The sequence below is a fragment of the Corynebacterium confusum genome (genome assembly GCF_030408715.1).
In the GTDB taxonomy this organism is placed as follows: Bacteria; Actinomycetota; Actinomycetes; order Mycobacteriales; family Mycobacteriaceae; genus Corynebacterium; species Corynebacterium confusum.
The window spans coordinates 1,656,808-1,674,312 of sequence record NZ_CP047202.1; the positions used below are offsets into that span (position 1 = coordinate 1,656,808).

At 67.3% G+C, this 17,505-nt stretch carries 13 protein-coding genes; 5 read left to right on the forward strand and 8 right to left on the reverse strand.

Going from position 1 to position 17,505, the window contains the following annotated elements:
• Positions 1–182: 182 nt before the first annotated feature.
• The gene (locus CCONF_RS07775; protein ID WP_290222405.1) at positions 183–1,385 is read right to left on the reverse strand and encodes a cobalamin-independent methionine synthase II family protein; all 1,203 of its coding nucleotides are present in this window, start codon (positions 1,383–1,385) and stop codon (positions 183–185) included.
• A gap of 87 nt (positions 1,386–1,472) precedes the next feature.
• Complete coding sequence (dnaE, locus tag CCONF_RS07780; RefSeq protein ID WP_290222406.1) at positions 1,473–5,042, reverse strand: DNA polymerase III subunit alpha; 3,570 nt, start codon at positions 5,040–5,042, stop codon at positions 1,473–1,475.
• A 65-nt stretch (positions 5,043–5,107) separates the two neighbouring features.
• Here dnaE and rarD point away from each other — a divergent pair, with 65 nt between their 5' ends.
• Positions 5,108–5,992, forward strand: a complete 885-nt coding sequence (rarD, locus tag CCONF_RS07785; RefSeq protein ID WP_290222409.1) for an EamA family transporter RarD — start codon at positions 5,108–5,110, stop codon at positions 5,990–5,992.
• On the opposite strand, the gene CCONF_RS07790 is transcribed toward rarD, so the two are convergent.
• Genes CCONF_RS07790 through lspA form a run of 3 tightly spaced genes read right to left on the reverse strand, consistent with a single transcriptional unit; the run spans position 5,967 to position 7,931 of the window.
• Positions 5,967–6,515 (reverse strand): hypothetical protein, encoded by a 549-nt coding sequence (locus tag CCONF_RS07790; RefSeq protein WP_290222410.1) that lies wholly within the window; start codon positions 6,513–6,515, stop codon positions 5,967–5,969. The two genes, rarD and CCONF_RS07790, sit on opposite strands and share 26 nt — an antisense overlap.
• The gene (locus CCONF_RS07795; RefSeq protein ID WP_290222413.1) at positions 6,512–7,438 is read right to left on the reverse strand and encodes an RluA family pseudouridine synthase; all 927 of its coding nucleotides are present in this window, start codon (positions 7,436–7,438) and stop codon (positions 6,512–6,514) included. The genes CCONF_RS07790 and CCONF_RS07795 overlap by 4 nt, the downstream gene beginning before the upstream one ends.
• Positions 7,422–7,931 (reverse strand): signal peptidase II, encoded by a 510-nt coding sequence (lspA, locus tag CCONF_RS07800; RefSeq protein WP_435384068.1) that lies wholly within the window; start codon positions 7,929–7,931, stop codon positions 7,422–7,424. Before lspA ends, CCONF_RS07795 begins: the two co-directional genes overlap by 17 nt.
• A 32-nt stretch (positions 7,932–7,963) precedes the next feature.
• Between lspA and CCONF_RS07805 the strand changes: the two genes are divergently transcribed.
• The gene (locus CCONF_RS07805; protein ID WP_290222417.1) at positions 7,964–8,905 is read left to right on the forward strand and encodes a hypothetical protein; all 942 of its coding nucleotides are present in this window, start codon (positions 7,964–7,966) and stop codon (positions 8,903–8,905) included.
• A gap of 87 nt (positions 8,906–8,992) precedes the next feature.
• On the opposite strand, the gene CCONF_RS07810 is transcribed toward CCONF_RS07805, so the two are convergent.
• Positions 8,993–9,574: a WKL family lipoprotein gene (locus tag CCONF_RS07810; protein ID WP_290222419.1), complete on the reverse strand. Its 582-nt coding sequence runs from the start codon at positions 9,572–9,574 to the stop codon at positions 8,993–8,995.
• A gap of 171 nt (positions 9,575–9,745) precedes the next feature.
• On the opposite strand from CCONF_RS07810, the gene CCONF_RS07815 reads away from it, so the two are divergent.
• Entirely contained in the window at positions 9,746–10,684 is a 939-nt protein-coding gene (locus CCONF_RS07815) for an asparaginase (protein WP_290222421.1), read from the forward strand.
• On the opposite strand, the gene CCONF_RS07820 is transcribed toward CCONF_RS07815, so the two are convergent.
• Positions 10,681–12,093 carry a DNA polymerase IV gene (locus tag CCONF_RS07820; RefSeq protein WP_290222423.1) on the reverse strand — a complete coding sequence of 471 codons (1,413 nt, stop codon included), beginning with the start codon at positions 12,091–12,093 and terminating at the stop codon, positions 10,681–10,683. The genes CCONF_RS07815 and CCONF_RS07820 overlap by 4 nt on opposite strands.
• Before the next feature lie 57 nt (positions 12,094–12,150).
• Here CCONF_RS07820 and CCONF_RS07825 point away from each other — a divergent pair, with 57 nt between their 5' ends.
• Positions 12,151–12,807, forward strand: a complete 657-nt coding sequence (locus CCONF_RS07825; RefSeq protein ID WP_290222424.1) for a GntR family transcriptional regulator — start codon at positions 12,151–12,153, stop codon at positions 12,805–12,807.
• Positions 12,804–14,045, forward strand: coding sequence for an MFS transporter (locus CCONF_RS07830; protein WP_290222426.1), 1,242 nt, complete (start codon positions 12,804–12,806; stop codon positions 14,043–14,045). The genes CCONF_RS07825 and CCONF_RS07830 overlap by 4 nt, the downstream gene beginning before the upstream one ends.
• Here CCONF_RS07830 and ileS read toward each other — a convergent pair.
• Positions 14,042–17,191 (reverse strand): isoleucine--tRNA ligase, encoded by a 3,150-nt coding sequence (gene ileS / locus CCONF_RS07835; RefSeq protein ID WP_290226351.1) that lies wholly within the window; start codon positions 17,189–17,191, stop codon positions 14,042–14,044. The genes CCONF_RS07830 and ileS overlap by 4 nt on opposite strands.
• Between the last annotated feature and the right edge of the window lie 314 nt (positions 17,192–17,505).

The following is a 17,505-nucleotide window of genomic DNA, read 5'->3' on the forward strand; positions in this document are numbered from 1 at the left end:
ACTCGGAGCACAGTAGCCATCCTGCACGAGGCCCGAAACAGCAGAAAACGCCGGTTTTCTCCGCGCCACCTGCCCAAAGGCCGAAAAACGGAGCAACGTACCCAAGTAGCCATAGATAGGCCAAATTAGGCACAGTTGTCCACGGCCCCCGCACCAGGCGGGGGCTGTGGACAACTTAGCTGCTAGAACAGCTCGCGCGACGCGATCTCCGCGCCCTCGACCAGCGACTGCAGCTTCGCCCACGCGATCTGGTGGTGCAGGCGCCCGCCCAGGCCACAGTCGGTGGAGGCCACGACCTTGTCCGGGCCGACCTGCTCGGCGAACTTGATGATGCGGTCTGCCACCAGGCGCGGGTGCTCGACGGCGTTGGTGGAGTGCGAGACCACGCCCGGGTAGATGACCGTGCCCTCGGGCAGCTGGTGGTCCTGCCAGACGCGCCACTCGTGGGCGTGGCGCGGGGAGGCGCTCTCGAAGGAGAACCCGCCGACCTTGGCCTGCAGAATCTCGTCGATGATGTCGGCGAACGGCACGTCGGTCACGTGTGGGCCGTGCCAGGAACCCCAGCAGATGTGCAGGCGGGTCTTTTCGACGGGCAGGTCGCGGATGGCATCGTTAAGCACGTTGATGCGATCCCGCACGAAGCCGCGGAAATCCTCCACGGACGGCTCCGGGTTGATCTGGTCCCAGGCCTCGGCCAAATCAGGGGCGTCGAACTGGACGGTGAAGCCGGCGTCGGTAACCGCCTTGTACTCGTGGCTCAGCGCCTCGCCGCAGGCGCGCACGACGTCAAAGTCGTCGTCGTAGTACTTGTTCTTCAGGCGGGCGGCGGACCCCGGGGACAGGGCTGCGACGAAGCCCTCAGTGGCGCCGGCCTTGTCCATGGCCTGGCGCAGCAGCTTCACGTCGACCTCAACCTGGTCCTGGCCGATGTAGGTAATCGGGCCGGTAAACTCCGGGTTCCCCACCTTGGAGCGGCCGGTGAAGATGCCGGACTCCGGATCCTCATAGGCCTCGGAGAACAGCGCGCGGTCGCGGCGGTCCGGGAAGGAGGTCAGGCGCGGGTTGCCCGGGGTGGAGCGCACGACCTCGTCGTTGGCCCAGCGGTCGGTGTCGGTCATGGTGAGCCCGCCCAGGCGGGTAAAGGAGTAGTTCCACCAGGCGCCGTAGTCGACGGCGCCCGAGGTGATGTGCCCGTACTCCCCCTCGTTGATGATGTCGATCCCCAGGTCGACCTGGCGCTTGACCACCTCGTCGACGGAGCGCTCGAGGATGGCGTGGAACTCCTCGTCGTTGAGCGCGCCCTGCGCCCGCTTATGGTTGGCCTCCAGCAGTTCCGGGGTGCGCGGCAGCGAGCCGACGTGAGTGGTGCGAATCTTGTTGGCCATGGGAGGCCCTCCTTCGTTCCTAGTAGACTGTGCTGTCTACATTAACTGAGGAGGGCCTCCCCCCGACGTTTATATTCACATTCCCAGCTAGCCGAGGATGCCCGCGCCCATCGTCGCCTTCAAATCCCCCATCAGGTTGCCGGAGCGCTCCACCCGCAGATCCTCGCCCAGGATCATCATGGTGGATTCGTCGCCACACGTCAGGGTCAGGTAGACGTCGGACTCGCCGCGGTTGTTGGTCAGCACCTGCTTGAGCTTGGCGATGTTGTCCATGGTGCACTGGTCGGTGCGCATCGTCAGCCGCAGCGGCAGGCCGGCGCCGTTGCCGGGGCCGAGATCAGGCACGCGGATGTCGTTGCAGAACAGGGACATGCGCTCATCCCGGATCTTGACCTGGACCTTGGCCAGGATGATGTTGTCCTCCACGATCTGCGGCGCGACCAGGGAGTAGACCTTGTTGAAGACCAGGATTTCCACCTGGGCGCCGTGGTGGTCCTCCACCGTGACGATGGCCCAGGGCGAGCCGTCCTTCTTGGAAAAGCGCCGGTCCACGCCCGAGATGATGCCGCCGATGAGCAGCTCCTGCTTGTCGCGGACCTCGCCGGCCAGGATCTTGGGCAGCGGGGTGTCGGTCTGCGCGTCGAGGGCCTCCTCGAAGCCGTCCAGGGGGTGGCCGGAGACGTACAGGCCCAGCATCTCGCGCTCCAGCGCCAGCTCGTGCTTGCGCTCCCAGTGCTCGTCGGGGACCTCGATGGTAAAAGCGTTGGCGGTCTCGGAGTCGTCGCCACCGAAGCCCGCGAACAGGTCGAACTGGCCCTTGTCCGCGGCCTTCTTGGTGGTCTGTACCGAGTCCACCGCGTCCTCCTGGATGAGCATCAGGCCCTTGCGGGGATGGCCCAGGGAGTCAAAGGCACCGGCCTTGATGAGCGACTCGGTCACGCGCTTGGAGCACGCGGCTAGCTCAATCTTGTCGAGGTAGTCGGAGAAGCTGGTAAATGCGCCCTTCGCGCGGCGGGTGGAAATCAAAGACTCCACCACGTCCGCGCCGACATTGCGGATGGCGCCCATGCCGAAGCGGATGTCCTCGCCGACGGCCTGGAAGTCGACGTCGGACTCGTTGACGTCCGGCGGCAGCACCTTGATGCCCAGGTGGCGGCAGTCGGACAGGTAGATGGCGGACTTGTCCTTCTTGTCGCCGACCGAGGTCAGCAGCGCCGCCATGTATTCCGGCGCGTAGTAGGCCTTCAGGTAGGCGGTCCAGAAGGAGACCAGCCCGTAGCCGGCGGCGTGGGACTTGTTGAACGCGTAGGACGCGAAGGGCTCGATGGTGCCCCAGAGGGCATCGACGGCGTCCTTGGAGTAGCCGTTGTCGAACATACCGCCCGAGAACTTCTCGTACTGCTGGGCGAGTACTTCGGGCTTCTTCTTACCCATGGCCTTGCGGAAGCCGTCTGCCTCGCCGGCCGTGTAGTTGGCTACCTTCTGGGAGATACGCATGATCTGCTCCTGGTAGACGATGAGGCCGTAGGTCTCGTCCAGGATTTCCTTCAGCGGTTCGGCCAGCTCGGGGTGGATCGGGGTGATTTCCTTGCGCCCGTTCTTACGGTCGGCGTAGTCCCAGTGGGCGTTGACACCCATCGGGCCCGGGCGGTAGAGCGCCAGCGATGCCACGATGTCTTTGAAACCCGTCGGCTTCATGCGCTTGAGCAGCTCCTGCATGCCGCCGGAGTCCAGCTGGAACACGCCGAGGGTCTCGCCGCGGGAGAGCAGTTCGTAGACGCGGCTGACGGCCGGGTCGTCGGCGTGCAGGTCCTCCAAGTGGATCTCCTCGCCGCGGTTTTTGCGGATGTTTTCCAGGGCGTCGCCGATGACGGTGAGGTTACGCAGGCCCAGGAAGTCCATCTTCAGCAGGCCGATGGCCTCGCAGGCCGGGTAGTCCCAGCCGGTGATGATGGCGCCGTCGGCCGGCCGCTTCCACATCGGGATGTGGTCCATCAGCCGCACCGAGGCCATGATCACCGCGCAGGCGTGGACGCCGGCCTGGCGGACCACGCCCTCCAGGCCGCGGGCGGTGTCGTAAATCTGGCGGACGGTCGGGTCGGATTCGACCATGTTGCGCACCTCGGCGGCCTCGGAGTAGCGCTCGTGCTCCGGGTCCGTGATGCCAGCCAGCGGAATGTCCTTGGCCATGATGGCCGGCGGGAGGGCGGCGTTGATGCGGTCGGCCATCTGGAAGCCCTCCTGCCCGAAGTGCACCTTCGCGGAGTCCTTGATGGCCTGCTTGGTCTTGACCGTACCGAAGGTGATCACCTGGGCGATCTTGTCCTCGCCCCAGCGCTCAGCGGCGTAGGTGATCATCTCGCCGCGGCGGCGGTCGTCAAAGTCGATATCGATATCGGGTGCGGACGGGCGCTCCGGGTTGAGGAAGCGCTCGAAGAGCAGGTCGTGCTCGAGGGGGTCGATATTGGTAATGGTCAGCGCGTAGGCGACCAGGGCGCCGGCGGCAGAACCACGGCCCGGCCCGACGCGGATGCCCACCGAGCGGGCGTGCTTGATGAGCTCAGCCACGATGAGGAAGTAGGACGGGTAGCCCTTCATATCGATGACCGAGATCTCGTACTCGGCGCGCTTGATGTAGTCGTCCGGCACCTCCGAGTCGGGGAAGCGCGCCTTGAGCCCCTCCATGACCTCGTGGGTCAGCCAGGAGGTCGGGCTGTGCCCCTCCGGCACGTCCGCGATCGGCATGCGGTCGTGGGTGTGCTCCTCCCAGACCTTGCTGTAGTCCCCGACGCGCTCGGCGATCCACAGGGTGTTGTCGCAGCCGTCCGGGACCATCTCGTCCCAGATCTCGCGCATCTGCTGCGCGGACTTGATGTAGTAGCCCGAGCCGCCGAACTTGAAGCGGTCCGGGTCGTTAAGCGTCTTGCCGGTCTGCACGCACAGCATGGCCTCGTGGTTGGGGGCCTGAGACTCCAGCACGTAGTGGCAGTCGTTGGTCACTAGCGGCGGCAGGTCGAGGCGGCGGCCGATTTCTAGCAGGGCGTCGCGGGTGCGCTTTTCGATGTCGAGCCCGTGGTCCATCAACTCCAGGAAGTAGTTGTCCTTGCCGTAGATGTCCTGCCACATCGCGGCGGCTTCCAGGGCCTCATCGAACTGGCCCAGGCGCAGGCGCGTCTGCACGTCGCCCGAGGGGCAGCCAGTGGTGGCAATGATTCCGTCGGCGTGCTCGGCGATGAGCTCGGCGTCCATGCGCGGCCACTTGCCCAGCTGGCCCTCGTAGGAGGCCAGCGACGACAGCTTGAACAGGTTCTGCAGGCCGGTGGCGTTTTCCGCCAGCATGGTCTGGTGGAGGTACGCGCCGGAGGCGGAGACGTCGTCGCGCTTCTGGTCCGGGTTGCCCCACAGCTGGCGCTTCTTGTTGAAGCGGGAGCCGGGCGCCATGTAGGCCTCGATGCCGATGATCGGCTTGATTCCCGCCCCCGTCATGCGGCGGTAGAAGGCGTCGGAGCCGAACATGTTGCCGTGGTCGGTCATGCCCACCGCCGGCATCTGCTGCCGGTTAACCTCCTCTGCCAGCAGATCCACCTTGGCCATGCCGTCCAGCATGGAAAACTCGGTGTGGTTATGCAGATGGACGAAGGAGGAGTTTTTGACCATGCCGGCTATTCTAGCCGGTGCGTCAAGACGGCCCGTCCGGCGCGGGAGGAGTACCTTTTAAGCCAATGCTGTATACACTCGCCGCCTACCTGATGTGGGGATTCTTCCCCGCCTTCTTCCCTCTCCTCCTGCCCGCCGACCCGCTGGAGATCCTCGCCCACCGTGTGGTGTGGACCGCCGTGCTCGTCGGCGCCTACCTGCTGGTCACCGGCGGCTGGCGGGAGCTCAAAGCCTTCAGCCTGCGCACCTGGGGCTGGATGGCCGCCTGCGGCGTGGCGATCACTATCAACTGGGGTGTGTACGTCGTGGCGATTAACACCAACCACGTCGCCGACGCCGCCCTGGGCTATTTCATCAACCCGCTGGTGGCGGTCTGCCTAGGCATCCTCTTCCTGAAGGAGCAGCTGCGCCGCGGCCAGCTGGCGGCGGTACTCATCGCCGCCGTGGCGGTGCTCTGGCTGACCTTCATGACGGGTCAGACCCCGTATATCTCGCTCGCGCTGGCCTTCAGCTTCGGCATCTACGGGCTGCTCAAAAAGAAGATCTCGGTCTCCTCGACCGGCTCCGTGGCGGCGGAGACCCTGGCCATGGTCCCGCTGGCGCTGGGTTACCTGATCTACCTCGAGGCCGGCGGCCAGGGCACATTCTTCAACCAGGGCCCGCTGCACCCGCTGCTGCTCATCAGCGCCGGCCTAGTCACCGCGCTGCCGCTTTTGTGCTTCGCCCAGGGCGCCAAGCACCTGCCGCTGGCAACCATCGGCATGCTCCAGTACATCACCCCGACCATGCAGATGCTCTGGGCGCTGTTCGTCACCCAGGAGCACATGCCCCCGGAGCGCTGGGTCGGCTTCATCATCATCTGGGTGGCCGTGACGGTCTACCTCATCGACCTACTGCGCCACCGGCCGCGCACAACGAGGCGGGCTAGAGGGCGCCCGGCGGGCGAATAGCGAAGCTGCCCCAGGCGGCATCGTCGGGCGCGGGCTCCACGGCGGCGACCTCCGGCGCCGCGGCGACCTCCCGCAGGACCTCGCCCGTGTCCCAGACCACCACGGCGCTGAGCTCGCGGGGGACCTCGACGCGCCCGATCCCGTCCAGGCCCGCCTGGGTCTGGTCGAGCGCGGCGTCGAAGACGTCCGCCCGGTCCGCCCCAGCGATCGGCTCCGGCAGGGCGATTGGCTCAGACGCGCCTACCAGCAGAGCGTTGACGCGCCCGGCCTCCCCCACGGCCTTCGCGGCGTCCTGGACAGATAGCGCGGACTGGAAGGTCACCAGGGCGTAGGTCGGGGTGGCATCGTCGGCTTCTGCCAGGAGACTGTCGGCGCGGGCGACGTACGCGCCGGGGTCTTCGCCCGTCTCGGGGCCGAGCTGGTCGCCCTGCAGCGGCGCGGTAGGCTGCGCGCCGAAAGCACCGGCCGCCCAGACCACCCCGACCGCGGCGACGCCGACGACCGCCCAGCCGCGCCCATTCATCCGCGCACCACGTCGAGGGCGTGGGCCAGATCATCCGGGTAGGGCGCGGTGATTTCCATCCAGCGGCCGCTGACCGGGTGATAAAAACCCAGCTTGACCGCGTGCAGCCACTGGCGGATGAGGCCCAAGCGCTCCGCGAGGTTGGGATCGGAGCCGTACATCGGGTCCCCGCAGCACGGGTGCCCGGTGGCGGACATGTGCACGCGGATCTGGTGCGTGCGGCCGGTCTCCAGGTGGACCTCCAGCAGGCTGGCCTCGCGGAAGGCCTCCATGAGCTGGTAGTGGGTCACGGCCGGCTTGCCGTCCTCGGTGACGGCGAATTTCCAGCCGGCGGACGGGTGGCGGCCGATGGGGGCATCGATGGTGCCCTCGATGGGATCGGGAAGGCCCTGCACCAGCGCATGGTAGGTCTTTTTCACCGTGCGTTCCTTGAAGGCGCGCTTGAGTACCGAGTAGCCGCGCTCGCTGGCGGCGACCACCATCACGCCCGAGGTGCCCACGTCCAGGCGCTGGACGATGCCCTTGCGCTCCGGCGGGCCCGAGGTAGAAATGCGGAATCCGGCGGCGGCCAGGCCCCCGACGACGGTGGGGCCGTCCCAGCCCACGGTGGGGTGGGCGGCCACGCCGACGGGCTTGTGCACGGCGATAACGTCGTCGTCGGAGTACAGAATGTCCATGCCTTCGACCAGTTCCTCGGTGGGCATGAGCGGCTTGGGCGGTTCCGGCATGGTCACGTCCAGCCAGCCGCCCTCCAGCAAGCGGTCGGACTTGCTCTGCGGCTTGCCGTCGACGGTGACGTCGCCGTCCGCGCACAGCTGGGCGGCGGTGGCCCGGGAGAAGCCGAGCAGCTTGGATAGGGCGGCATCGACCCGCATGCCGGCGAGTCCTTCGGGGACGGGCAGCGCTCTACTCTCCCTGTGCACGGGCTTGGCTCCTTTCTTCTAAGAACATGGCGACAATGAAGACGACCACCCCGACGGTGATGGCCGCGTCGGCGATGTTAAATACGGCGAACGATCCCACGGAGATGAAGTCCACGACGTGGCCGAACCAGAAGCCCGGGTCGCGGGCAATACGGTCGATGAAATTGCCCAGGGCGCCGCCGGCGATCATCGCCAGCCCGACGGCCTGGCCGGGGTCTTTAATCCGCGGCGCGGCGATGGCCACGCCCAAGACGAAGGCCAGCTGGATGGTGGTAAACAGCCAGGTGGCCCCCTCCCCGCCCATGGAGAAGGCGGCCCCGGGGTTGAAGACGAGGAAGAACCGGAACCAGTCCCCGATGACGGCGACGGCTTCGCCTTCGTCGAGCCACGCCAGCATGATCGCCTTGGTCACCTGGTCGAGGACTGCCACCGCCACCACGATGGTGGCCATTAATCCGAGATTTCTCCTTTTAGTTGGGCTCACCCGGTCCATTGTAAACGTATCGATCCGGTAATTTGGAATACGTGTTTCGTGTTAAAGCTATCCCCGCTGTCCTAGTCACCTCCCTGCTGCTGGCCGGCTGCAACTACCAAGCCCCCGGCCCGGCCGTGGAGCAGCCCGTGGGCATGGCCGTCGATGCCCCACGGGTCACCGTCGAATCCACCGGCCAGGGCGACAAGCAGCTGCTGACCTTCTCCGATATCGACTCCGAGCAGGAGCTCAACCTGGATATCACGGAAGGCTTCCAACAGGACGTGCTGCAGGCCGATGCCGCGGCCGACTTCCGCGCCGAGGACATCGACACCGCCACCACGCACCTGCCGCTGACTGGCTCCGTGGAGGAGGCCTCCGAGGCCACCGAGGGCCAGGCACCGGCCACTCGCAACGCTTTCTTTACCGTGGGCGAGCCCGGCTTCGACGGCGACGCCGACATCTCCTCGGCCACGGGTTTCCAGTTCGGCTGGCGCGCCGAGGACAACGGCCAGATGACCTCGCTACGCCTCGCCGCCCCGCAGGAATCCACCGATAACGCGCGGGCGATTACCGAGCAAGCCATCACCAAGCTGACGGCCCTGCCCGTGGTTTTCCCGGACGAGGAGATCGGGCCCGGCGCGACCTGGACCGTGGAGTCGCGCGTTCCAGGCGAGGCCGTCTTGCTGCAGGAGACGACCTACACGCTGGAATCGCTCCAAGACGGCCGGGCCGAGCTGGGCGTGGAGATCCACCAGCGCCCGTCGCTGGGCGCGCTGTCGCTGGAGGGCCAGGCGGAGGGAACCGACCTGGAGGGCCAGGAGCTGAAGGTGCTGGACTCGAGCACCAACAGCGAGGGCTCGCTGACCGTGGACCTGGGCAAGCCCCTGCCCGTGGCCGGACACGTCAGCATGCATACCAAGATCACCTACGGCACGCCGGAATCCGACGTGCGCGTGGTCCAGACCTCCGCCACCGCGCTGGACTTTTCCTAGAACCCCGGCCCCGCATAACACGAGCCCCTCCCGGCCGCTAGGGCGGGGACGGTCTTCGGCTCAATAGTTGCGCGGCGGCGGGCAGGCTTACTGCTCGCTGACTGCGCCGTCGTTGTTTTCGACGCTGCCGTCAGTACACATGGCCGGAACCTGCTCCGGGGCGACGGTGTTGGTGATCAGGGTGCAGGCCCAGGACTGGGACAGCTTCCACTTACCGTCTTCGTAGACGAACTCGACGTTGTCGGCGGTCTGGCCGGGCTCCTCCGGGACGCTGAAGTTGACGGTGGCCAGCACGGACTGCGGGGCGTAGCCCGGCAGGACCGGGTCGACGACCTCGAAGGTGGCGCCGGTTTCCGCCTTGGAGGCGGCCATGGTCTCGAAGAGCTCGGGGGCGGTCTCGCCGCCCTGGACGGTGGCGACCTTATCTTCCTCGGAAGCGGCCGGATCCGTGGCGGTGGCCAACACGGCGTTCAGGTCCGCGGCGGTCGGCTGCTCCGGGGTCGCGCTGTCCCCGCCCTCGGAGCCCTCAGTGGATTCCGCCTGGGTGGTCGCGGCGGAGTCGGGGGCGTTGTCCTCTTCCTCGTCGGAAGAGCAGGCGGCCAGCGCCAGCCCGGCGGCCGTGGCGAGTGCCGCGGCGGAAATCCGACGACCAAGTTGAGCGTTAATCACGAAATAGATCTCCTTGCATAGGGTCCAGCGCGCGGTCATCTCGAGCGCGCCTGTCAGCTTTATTTATGCTACCGGCTATCTAGCCACCGGCGAAACACGCGCGCCGGAGCTATCAGCCAATTCACAAACTCCGCCCGCTCTCAGCGGCCGCCAAAGGTTATGCTGGAGCGCATGAAGTCCACTTCCGCGTCCTCGTCCATCGTCGTCCTAGCCACCGGTGGGACCATCGCGTGTACGCAGGATGATTCCGGCGCGCTCGTGCCCACCCGCCGGGCCGCCGACCTGGTGCGGGACCTGAGCACCCCGCGCCCGGTCCGCGCCGTGGATTACCTGCAGTTGGATTCTTCTGCCATCACACCGGAAGACCTGGACGGGCTGCTGACCGAGGTCCGCCGGCTGCTGGCCGAACCCGCCACCGCCGGGGTGGTGATAACCCACGGCACCGATTCGCTGGAAGAAACGGCCATGGCCCTGGCCTGCCAGCTCTCCCCTGCCCGGCCCGTGGTGCTCACCGGCGCCCAGCGCGCCGCCGACCACCCAGATCCCGACGGGCCGGGCAACCTGCAGCTGGCCCTGGACACCGCCTGCCGCCACGCCGCCGAGGGCACGGGCGGGGCGTGGGTGAGCTTCGGCGGGAAGGTCCTGCCGGCGGCAGGCGTGCGCAAGCGCCACACCAGCGAGCTGGAGGCCTTCGAGTCGCTGGCGGTTCCGGACGCGCTCCCGGCGCGCTTCCCCCTGCCGGCCGGCGCCCTGGCCGACGCCCCGGTGACCACCCTCGCGGCCTACCCGGGCGCCGGGCGTGAGCTTGTCGATGCCGCCTGTGCCGCCGGCGCCCGCGGCATCGTCGTCGCGGCCATGGGCTCGGGCAACATGTCCCCAGCGATGGGCCAGGCCCTGGGCGAGGCGGCGCGCGGCGGGGTGAGCGTGGTCATTTCGACGCGCTCGCCCTACGGCGCGGTGCGACTGGCCTACGGCGGCGACGGCGGGGGCGCATCCTTGGGCGCGGCGGGAGCCTTGGGCGCGGGGCCGCTGCGCCCGGGGCAGGCGCGCATCCTGTTGGCGGCCTGCCTGGCCGGCGGCGTGGACCCGGCCGAGGTCTTTAGCTTCTAACCCTCGTCCAGTTCGGCTAGGCCGTCCTCGCGGGAGCGAAACCACTCGTCCCAGGCCAGCGAGTCCAGCGGGTCGGCGGGTACCAGGTCCGGGTCGTCGGCGGCCAGCGACTTGGTTCGCCCGGGCCCGGTCGCGCGCGTTTCGAAGCGCACGCTGACCACCCCGTGGCCGGCGCCCTGGATCCAGCCGTGCCCGTACTCGGGGTGGTAGACGTCCTGGGTGGCCACCCACTGGCTGTCAGGGGTATCGGCGACGTCGACGGCCACGGGGCTGGTGTCGACCGTGTGGTCGGCCACGCCGGTCTCGAAGTCACTATCCGGCGGGACCGGCCGAACGATCTCGCGATCCAGCTCCGGAAAGAGCACGTCTTGCCGGGCGGTCTCCAGCCCAGAGTAGCCCACGCCGACCAGGCGGATGGGGCCTAGCTCCGCGGGGTAGCGCGCCAGCTTAAACGCCGCGGCGCGCAAGGTCTTGAAGTCGTCGGTAGCGTACGGCAAGGTCGCCGAGCGCGACTCGATGTGGAAGTCCGCCATCCGCAGCTTGACCGTCACGGTGCGCGCTCCCCGCCCGTCCTTGAGCAGGCGGACATGCGCCCCCTCGGCGGCGCGGTCGATGGCCGCGTCCACCTCCGCCTCCGTGACCAGATCCTTCGGGTAGGTGTGCTCGGCGGAAATCGACTTGGAGATGGCCCGCGGGGCGACCTCGCGCGGGTCGATGCCCTGAGCCATCTCCCACAGCTGGCCGCCGACAACGGAGCCGACCGAGATTTCTACCTCGCGCTTGCTCAGCCCGGCCAGGTCGCCGATGGTCTTGATCCCAATCGAGTGCAGCTTCTGCGCCGTCACCGGGCCCACTCCCCAGAGCTTGGCCACGTCCAGCGGGTGCAGGAAGTCCAGCTGCTTGTCGGCGGGGATGACGAAGGTGCCGTCCGGCTTGGCCTCGCCCGAGCCGATCTTGGCGAACTGCTTGCCCGTGCCGGCCCCGATGGAACACGGCAGGCCGGTCTCCTCACGGATGGCCGCGCGCAGTTCCTCGGACCAGTCGAAGACGGTCTCAGCGCTCGCGCCTTGCAGCTGGGCCGGTTCCATGAAGCCCTCGTCGATGGACAGCTGCTCGACGAGCCCGACGCGGGAGGAAATCAGTTCGAAGACGCGCCGGGAGGCGGCCTGGTAGACCACGCGGCGGGGGCGGACCACGACGGTGCGGGCGCTGACCAACTGCTGGGCCCGGTACATGGGCATCGCCGAGTGGGCCCCGAAGGCGCGGGCCTCGTAGCTGGCCCCGGCAACCACACCGCGGCCTCCCAGGCCGCCGACGAGGACGGGGCGGCCGCGCAGGGTGGGCCGGGTCAGCTGCTCGACGGAGGCGAAAAACGCGTCCATGTCGATGTGGAGAACCCAGCGCTGCATACCCCGATTTTAACCGAGCACTTGCCCTGCGCCCCAACTTGGATCCATGATGTATCCATGTTGCATACAAAGACCGAGCACCCCTCCCCACCCGCGGCGGAACGGGCCTACGCCTACCTCAAGGAACGAATTATCGACGGCACCGTGCCCGGATCAACCATGCTGAGCGAGGGCGAAGTGGCCCAGGAGCTCGGCTGCAGCCGCACCCCCGTCCGCGAAGCCTTCCTCCGCCTAGAGGTCGAAGGCTTCTTGCAGCTCTACCCCAAGCGCGGTGCCCTGGTGGTGCCGCTGACCGCCCGGGATGTCCGCGAGGTCTACGAGGCCCGCGAGCTGGTCGATCGCTTCTCCGCCGAGCACATCTGCGGCCTGCCGGACAACGAGCGACACGTCATCGGGGGCGTGCTGGAGGCCATCATCGCCGAGCAGGACGAGGCCTTAGCGGCCGAGGACCTGGCCGAGTACACCCGTCTGGACGCTAAGTTCCACCAGACCATCATGGACAACGGCGGCAACCGCTTCCTCTCCCAGCTCGGCCACAGCCTGCGCGAGCAGCAGCAGCGCTTCACCGCCACCGCGGTGGGGCGCAGCCCAGCACGCGCCCGCCGCTTCGTCGACGACCACCGCCAGCTCACCCGCGCCCTTAACGACGGCGACTTCGACGCCTACCGCCACGCCTTATCCGAACACCTCACGAATTCCCGAAATCAGTTATGACCTCTACCGTTACCGAACGCATCCCCTCTGTTAAGTCCTATCCCACCCACGCCTGGTGGCCGGTAGCCGGCACCATGGTCGCCGTCGCCTGGGGCGGCAACGAGTTCACCCCGCTGCTCGTGATGTACCGCGAGGTCTCCAGCTTCAGCCAGGTCACCGTCAACGGCCTGCTCGCCGCCTACGTGGTGGGTATCATCCCCGCCCTGCTCATCGGCGGCCCGCTGTCCGATCTCATCGGCCGCAAGCCCACCCTGCTGCCGGCCGCGCCTTTGTCCCTGTTCGGCTCCTTCCTGCTGTCAGTGGCCCCGAACGAGCCGCTGATTATTGCCGGCGGCCGCGTGCTATGCGGCATGGCGCTGGGCCTGGTCATGGCGGTCGGCTCTACCTGGATCACCGAGCTCGAGCCCCGCGGCGGTGCCCGCAAGGCATCGCTGTGCCTGACCGTCGGATTCCTCGTCGGCGCGGGGCTGGCCTCGGTGCTCGCCCAGTGGGGCCCGTGGCCCACCCACCTGGCCTATGTCATCCACATCGTGCTCACCTTGGCCACCGGCTGGTGGCTGGGACACGCCCCGGAGACCCGCCAGCCCATGCGCGGGACGATCAAACGCACGGTGCTGGAGCTGACCATCGGCGACATGCTGGCCATGCTGCGCATCCCGGCCGCCGCTCACCGCCGCTTTTTGCGCGTGGTGGTTCCGGTCGCCCCGTGGGTCTTTGGCTGCGCCGGCGCGGCCTATGCCCTCCTGCCCCAGCTGCTCTCCCGCTCGGCCGGCAACGTCCCCATCGCCTTCTCCGGCCTGATGACGGTCATCACCCTGGGCTGCGGCGTGGGCGTGCAGATGCTCGGCCAGGTCATTGACACCAACCGCTCGGCGCGCGCCTCGGCTATCGCCATGGCGGTTATCACCTGCGGCACCCTGCTGGGGGCCGCGGCCGCGCACACCTTGTCGCTACCGCTGGGCATTCTCGCCGCTGCCACGATGGGCGCCGGCTACGGCCTGGCCCTGGTGGCCGGCCTGTCCGAGGTGCAGCGAATCGCCGGCGAGCGGGAGCTGGCCGGCCTGACCGCCGTCTACTATTGCATCGCCTACCTCGGGTTCTTCATCCCGATGGCGTTCTCGGCGCTAGCGCCGTATATCGGCTTTACTAGCCTGTTTTCCGTCGGCGCGGTGCTTGCGCTGTTCTGCCTGGGCAACGTGTCCCTAGCCTGGCGCAAGCACCTGCCGGGCGCGAATTAATTCTTCGCGACGGTGGCGGTAACCCCCTCCACCACCTGGTGCACGCCCTCGCTATCGGCGGGGGCATTTGTGCTGACCGCAAAGTCCGTGGCCAGCACCTCGGCCGCAATGTGCTCGGCGTGGCGCCGGCCCCATTCTTCCTTCTCCGCCGGCACGTAGAGCACTGCGGAAATGCGGTCGCTGACCTCGAAACCGGAGGCCTTGCGGGCGTCCTGCAGGCCGCGGATAACGTCCGCGGCCCAGCCCTCGGCCTCCAGCTCCTCGGTGACGTCGGTGTCCAGCACCACCAGGCCGTCGACGCCGTCGATGCGGGCCGTCGAGTCCGGATCCGCCGCCTGCAGGCGCTCGGTGTACTCATCGGCGTGCAGGGTGATATCACCATCGACGACGACCTCCTCACCCTGGCGCTCGTAGTTGCCCGCCTTCAGGTTCTTGATCGCGCGCTGAACGTCCTTGCCCAGGCGCGGGCCGGCGACCTTCGCGTTGCAGACGACCTCGAAGCGGCCCGCGGAATCCACGTCCTCGGTCAGCTCGACCTCCTTGACGTTGACCTCGTCGCGGATGATGTCCGCGAAGTCGGCCAGCTTGTCCGCGCCCGCCATGGCCACGGTCAGCTTCGGCAGCGGCAGGCGGTTGCGCAGCTTGTTGGACTTGCGCACCGAGGAGGCCGCCGAGGCCACCGCGCGGGTGGCGTCCATGGCGGCGACCAGGGCATCGTCAGCCGGGTAGTCCGCCGGATCCGGGAAGCTGGTCAGGTGGACGGAGCGCTCGCCGGTCAGGCCGCGGTAGATGACCTCGCTGATGTGCGGCAATAGCGGGGCGAAGACGCGGGCCACGGTCTCCAGCACCGTGTAGAGGGTGTTGAAAGCCTCCGGGTGCTCCGCGTCGCCGGACCAGAAGCGGTCGCGGGAGCGGCGCACGTACCAGTTGGTCAGCACGTCCGCGAACAGGCGTGCCTCCTCGGTGGCGGTGGCGATGTCAGTATTGGCCAGGGCGGCATCGACGTTCTTGACCAAGTCGTGGGTCTTGGCCAGGATGTAGCGGTCCAGCACGTTGGTCGAGGAGGTGTCGAAGTGCGCCTCTTGGCCCGCGTAGAGCTGCAGGAAAGAGTAGGCGTTCCAGATGGGCAGCAGCGCCTGGCGCACGCCGTCGCGGATGCCCTGCTCAGTGACGATGAGGTTGCCGCCGCGCAGGATGGGGCTGGACATGAGGAACCAGCGCATGGCGTCCGAGCCGTCGCGGTCGAAGACCTCGTTGACGTCCGGGTAGTTGCCCTTGGACTTGGACATCTTCAGCCCGTCGTTGCCTAGGACGATGCCGTGGGCGACGACCTTCTTGTACGCCGGGCGGTCGAACAGCGCGGTGGACAAAACGTGCATGACGTAGAACCAGCCGCGGGTCTGGCCGGAGTACTCGACGATGAAGTCCGACGGTGAGTGGGTCTCGAACCAGTCCTTGTTCTCGAACGGGTAGTGCTTCTGAGCGAAAGGCATGGAGCCGGACTCGAACCAGCAGTCCAGCACGTCCGGCACGCGGCGCATGGTGGACTTGCCCGTCGGATCATCCGGGTTCGGGCGGGTCAGCTCGTCGATGTACGGGCGGTGCAGCGAGCTCGGTCGCACGCCGAAGTCGCGCTCCAGCTCGTCCAGCGAGCCGTAGACGTCCATGCGCGGGTACTCCTCGGAGTCGGAGACCCACACCGGGATCGGCGCGCCCCAGTAGCGCGAGCGAGAGATGTTCCAATCGCGGGCACCCTCTAGCCACTTGCCGAACTGGCCGTCGCGGATATGGCCCGGCATCCACTCAATCTCGTTGTGGTTGAGCTCGACCATGCGATCACGGAACTCGGTGACCTTGACGAACCAGGACGGCATCGCCTTGTAGATGAGCGGCTCGCCGGAGCGCCACGAGTGCGGGTAGGAGTGCTCGATGGTCTGGTGGCGCACCACGCGGCCCGCGGTCTTCAGGTCGCGGATGATGTCCTTGTTGGCGTCAAAGACCAGCTGGCCCTCGTAGTCCGGCGCCTGGGAGGTGAACTTGCCGTCGTCGTCGACGGGGATGACCAGTTCGATGTCGTGCGCGGCGCAGGTGTTCATATCGTCCTCACCGAAGGCTGGGGCCTGGTGGACCACGCCGGTGCCGTCCTCGGTGGTGACGTAGTCGGCAGACAGCACCTGGAAGCCGTTGCGCATATCGGCGAAGTAATCGAAGATCGGCTGGTAGTTGAAGCCGGTCAGCTTCGCGCCGGTGAAGGTCTTGACGACCTCGGCGTCCTCGCCCAGCTCCTTGGCATACGCCGCGCGCAGCCCGTCGGCGAGCACGAAGAGCCGGCCGGCGAACTCGCCGTCGCCGCCCACGCGCACCAGGGCATAAGTGACCTCCGGGTGCACGGCCAGGGCGGAGTTAGACGGTAGGGTCCACGGGGTGGTTGTCCAGGCCAGGAAGGAGGCATCGGCCAGCTCCGGGTTGGCCTGCAGTGTCTCCTCCGCGGCCGAGCCGGCCAGCGCGCCGGTGACCGGGAAGGTCACGGTCAGTGTCGGGTCCTGGCGCATCTTGTAGGAGTCATCCAGGCGGGTTTCCTGGTTCGACAGCGGGGTGTGCTCGGCCCAGGAGTACGGCAGCACGCGGAAGCCCTGGTAGATAAGCCCCTTGTCGTAGAGCTCCTTGAAGGCCCACATGACCGACTCCATGAAGTCCAGGTCCATGGTCTTGTAGCCGTGGTCGAAGTCCACCCAGCGGGCCTGGCGGGTGACGTAGTCCTTCCACTCGCCCGCGTAGCGCAAAACCGAGGACGCGCAGTACTCGTTGAAGCGCTCGAGCCCCATCTCCTCGATCTGGCCCTTGTCAGTGATGCCCAGCTGCTTTTCGGCCTCCAGCTCCGCCGGCAGGCCGTGGCAGTCCCAGCCGAAAACGCGGGGGACGTAGTTGCCCGCCATGGTGCGATAGCGCGGGACGATGTCCTTGACGTAGCCGGTCAGAAGGTGACCGTAGTGCGGCAGGCCGTTAGCAAAAGGCGGGCCGTCGTAGAAGATGTATTCCGGCTTGTCCTCGGTCTGATGCAACGAGGCCTGGAAGGTCCCGTCCTGCTTCCAGTAGTCTTGGACGACCTCTTCCATATCCGGGAAGCGGCTGGAACCGCCGGTCATATCGACCTTGGGGTACACGCCGCCGACATTGGGGCTGTGGTGGTTCACGGTTTACTCCATCCTTCACGCGCGGTAATTAAACACTGCGCGGGGACGCCCGTTATGAGCGCGGTACCACCCCGCTTGGAGCCCACATGGCGCTCCCGCTTCGTTGGTCGTGAAGGAGTTGACGGTCCCACCCGCCCGGTTCTAATAAGCGCTGCTCAGATAACGTAAAAAGCAGCGCCGTTCTTCCGGAATACTCCCCGGTGATTGCCGGCTCATCGTATATAAGCCCTTAGTATAGCCGCCCGAGCGCCGGCTGGGCCAGTCTC

What these genes read in the sequence shown, in the direction of transcription:
- CCONF_RS07775 (WP_290222405.1), bottom strand. Translation starts at nt 1,385, where the DNA reads ATGGCCAACAAGATTCGCACCACTCACGTCGGCTCGCTGCCGCGCACC.
- dnaE (WP_290222406.1), bottom strand. Translation starts at nt 5,042, where the DNA reads ATGGTCAAAAACTCCTCCTTCGTCCATCTGCATAACCACACCGAGTTT.
- rarD (WP_290222409.1), top strand. Translation starts at nt 5,108, where the DNA reads ATGCTGTATACACTCGCCGCCTACCTGATGTGGGGATTCTTCCCCGCC.
- CCONF_RS07790 (WP_290222410.1), bottom strand. Translation starts at nt 6,515, where the DNA reads ATGAATGGGCGCGGCTGGGCGGTCGTCGGCGTCGCCGCGGTCGGGGTG.
- lspA (WP_435384068.1), bottom strand. Translation starts at nt 7,931, where the DNA reads ATGGACCGGGTGAGCCCAACTAAAAGGAGAAATCTCGGATTAATGGCC.
- CCONF_RS07815 (WP_290222421.1), top strand. Translation starts at nt 9,746, where the DNA reads ATGAAGTCCACTTCCGCGTCCTCGTCCATCGTCGTCCTAGCCACCGGT.
- CCONF_RS07820 (WP_290222423.1), bottom strand. Translation starts at nt 12,093, where the DNA reads ATGCAGCGCTGGGTTCTCCACATCGACATGGACGCGTTTTTCGCCTCC.
- CCONF_RS07825 (WP_290222424.1), top strand. Translation starts at nt 12,151, where the DNA reads ATGTTGCATACAAAGACCGAGCACCCCTCCCCACCCGCGGCGGAACGG.
- CCONF_RS07830 (WP_290222426.1), top strand. Translation starts at nt 12,804, where the DNA reads ATGACCTCTACCGTTACCGAACGCATCCCCTCTGTTAAGTCCTATCCC.
- ileS (WP_290226351.1), bottom strand. Translation starts at nt 17,191, where the DNA reads ATGACCGGCGGTTCCAGCCGCTTCCCGGATATGGAAGAGGTCGTCCAA.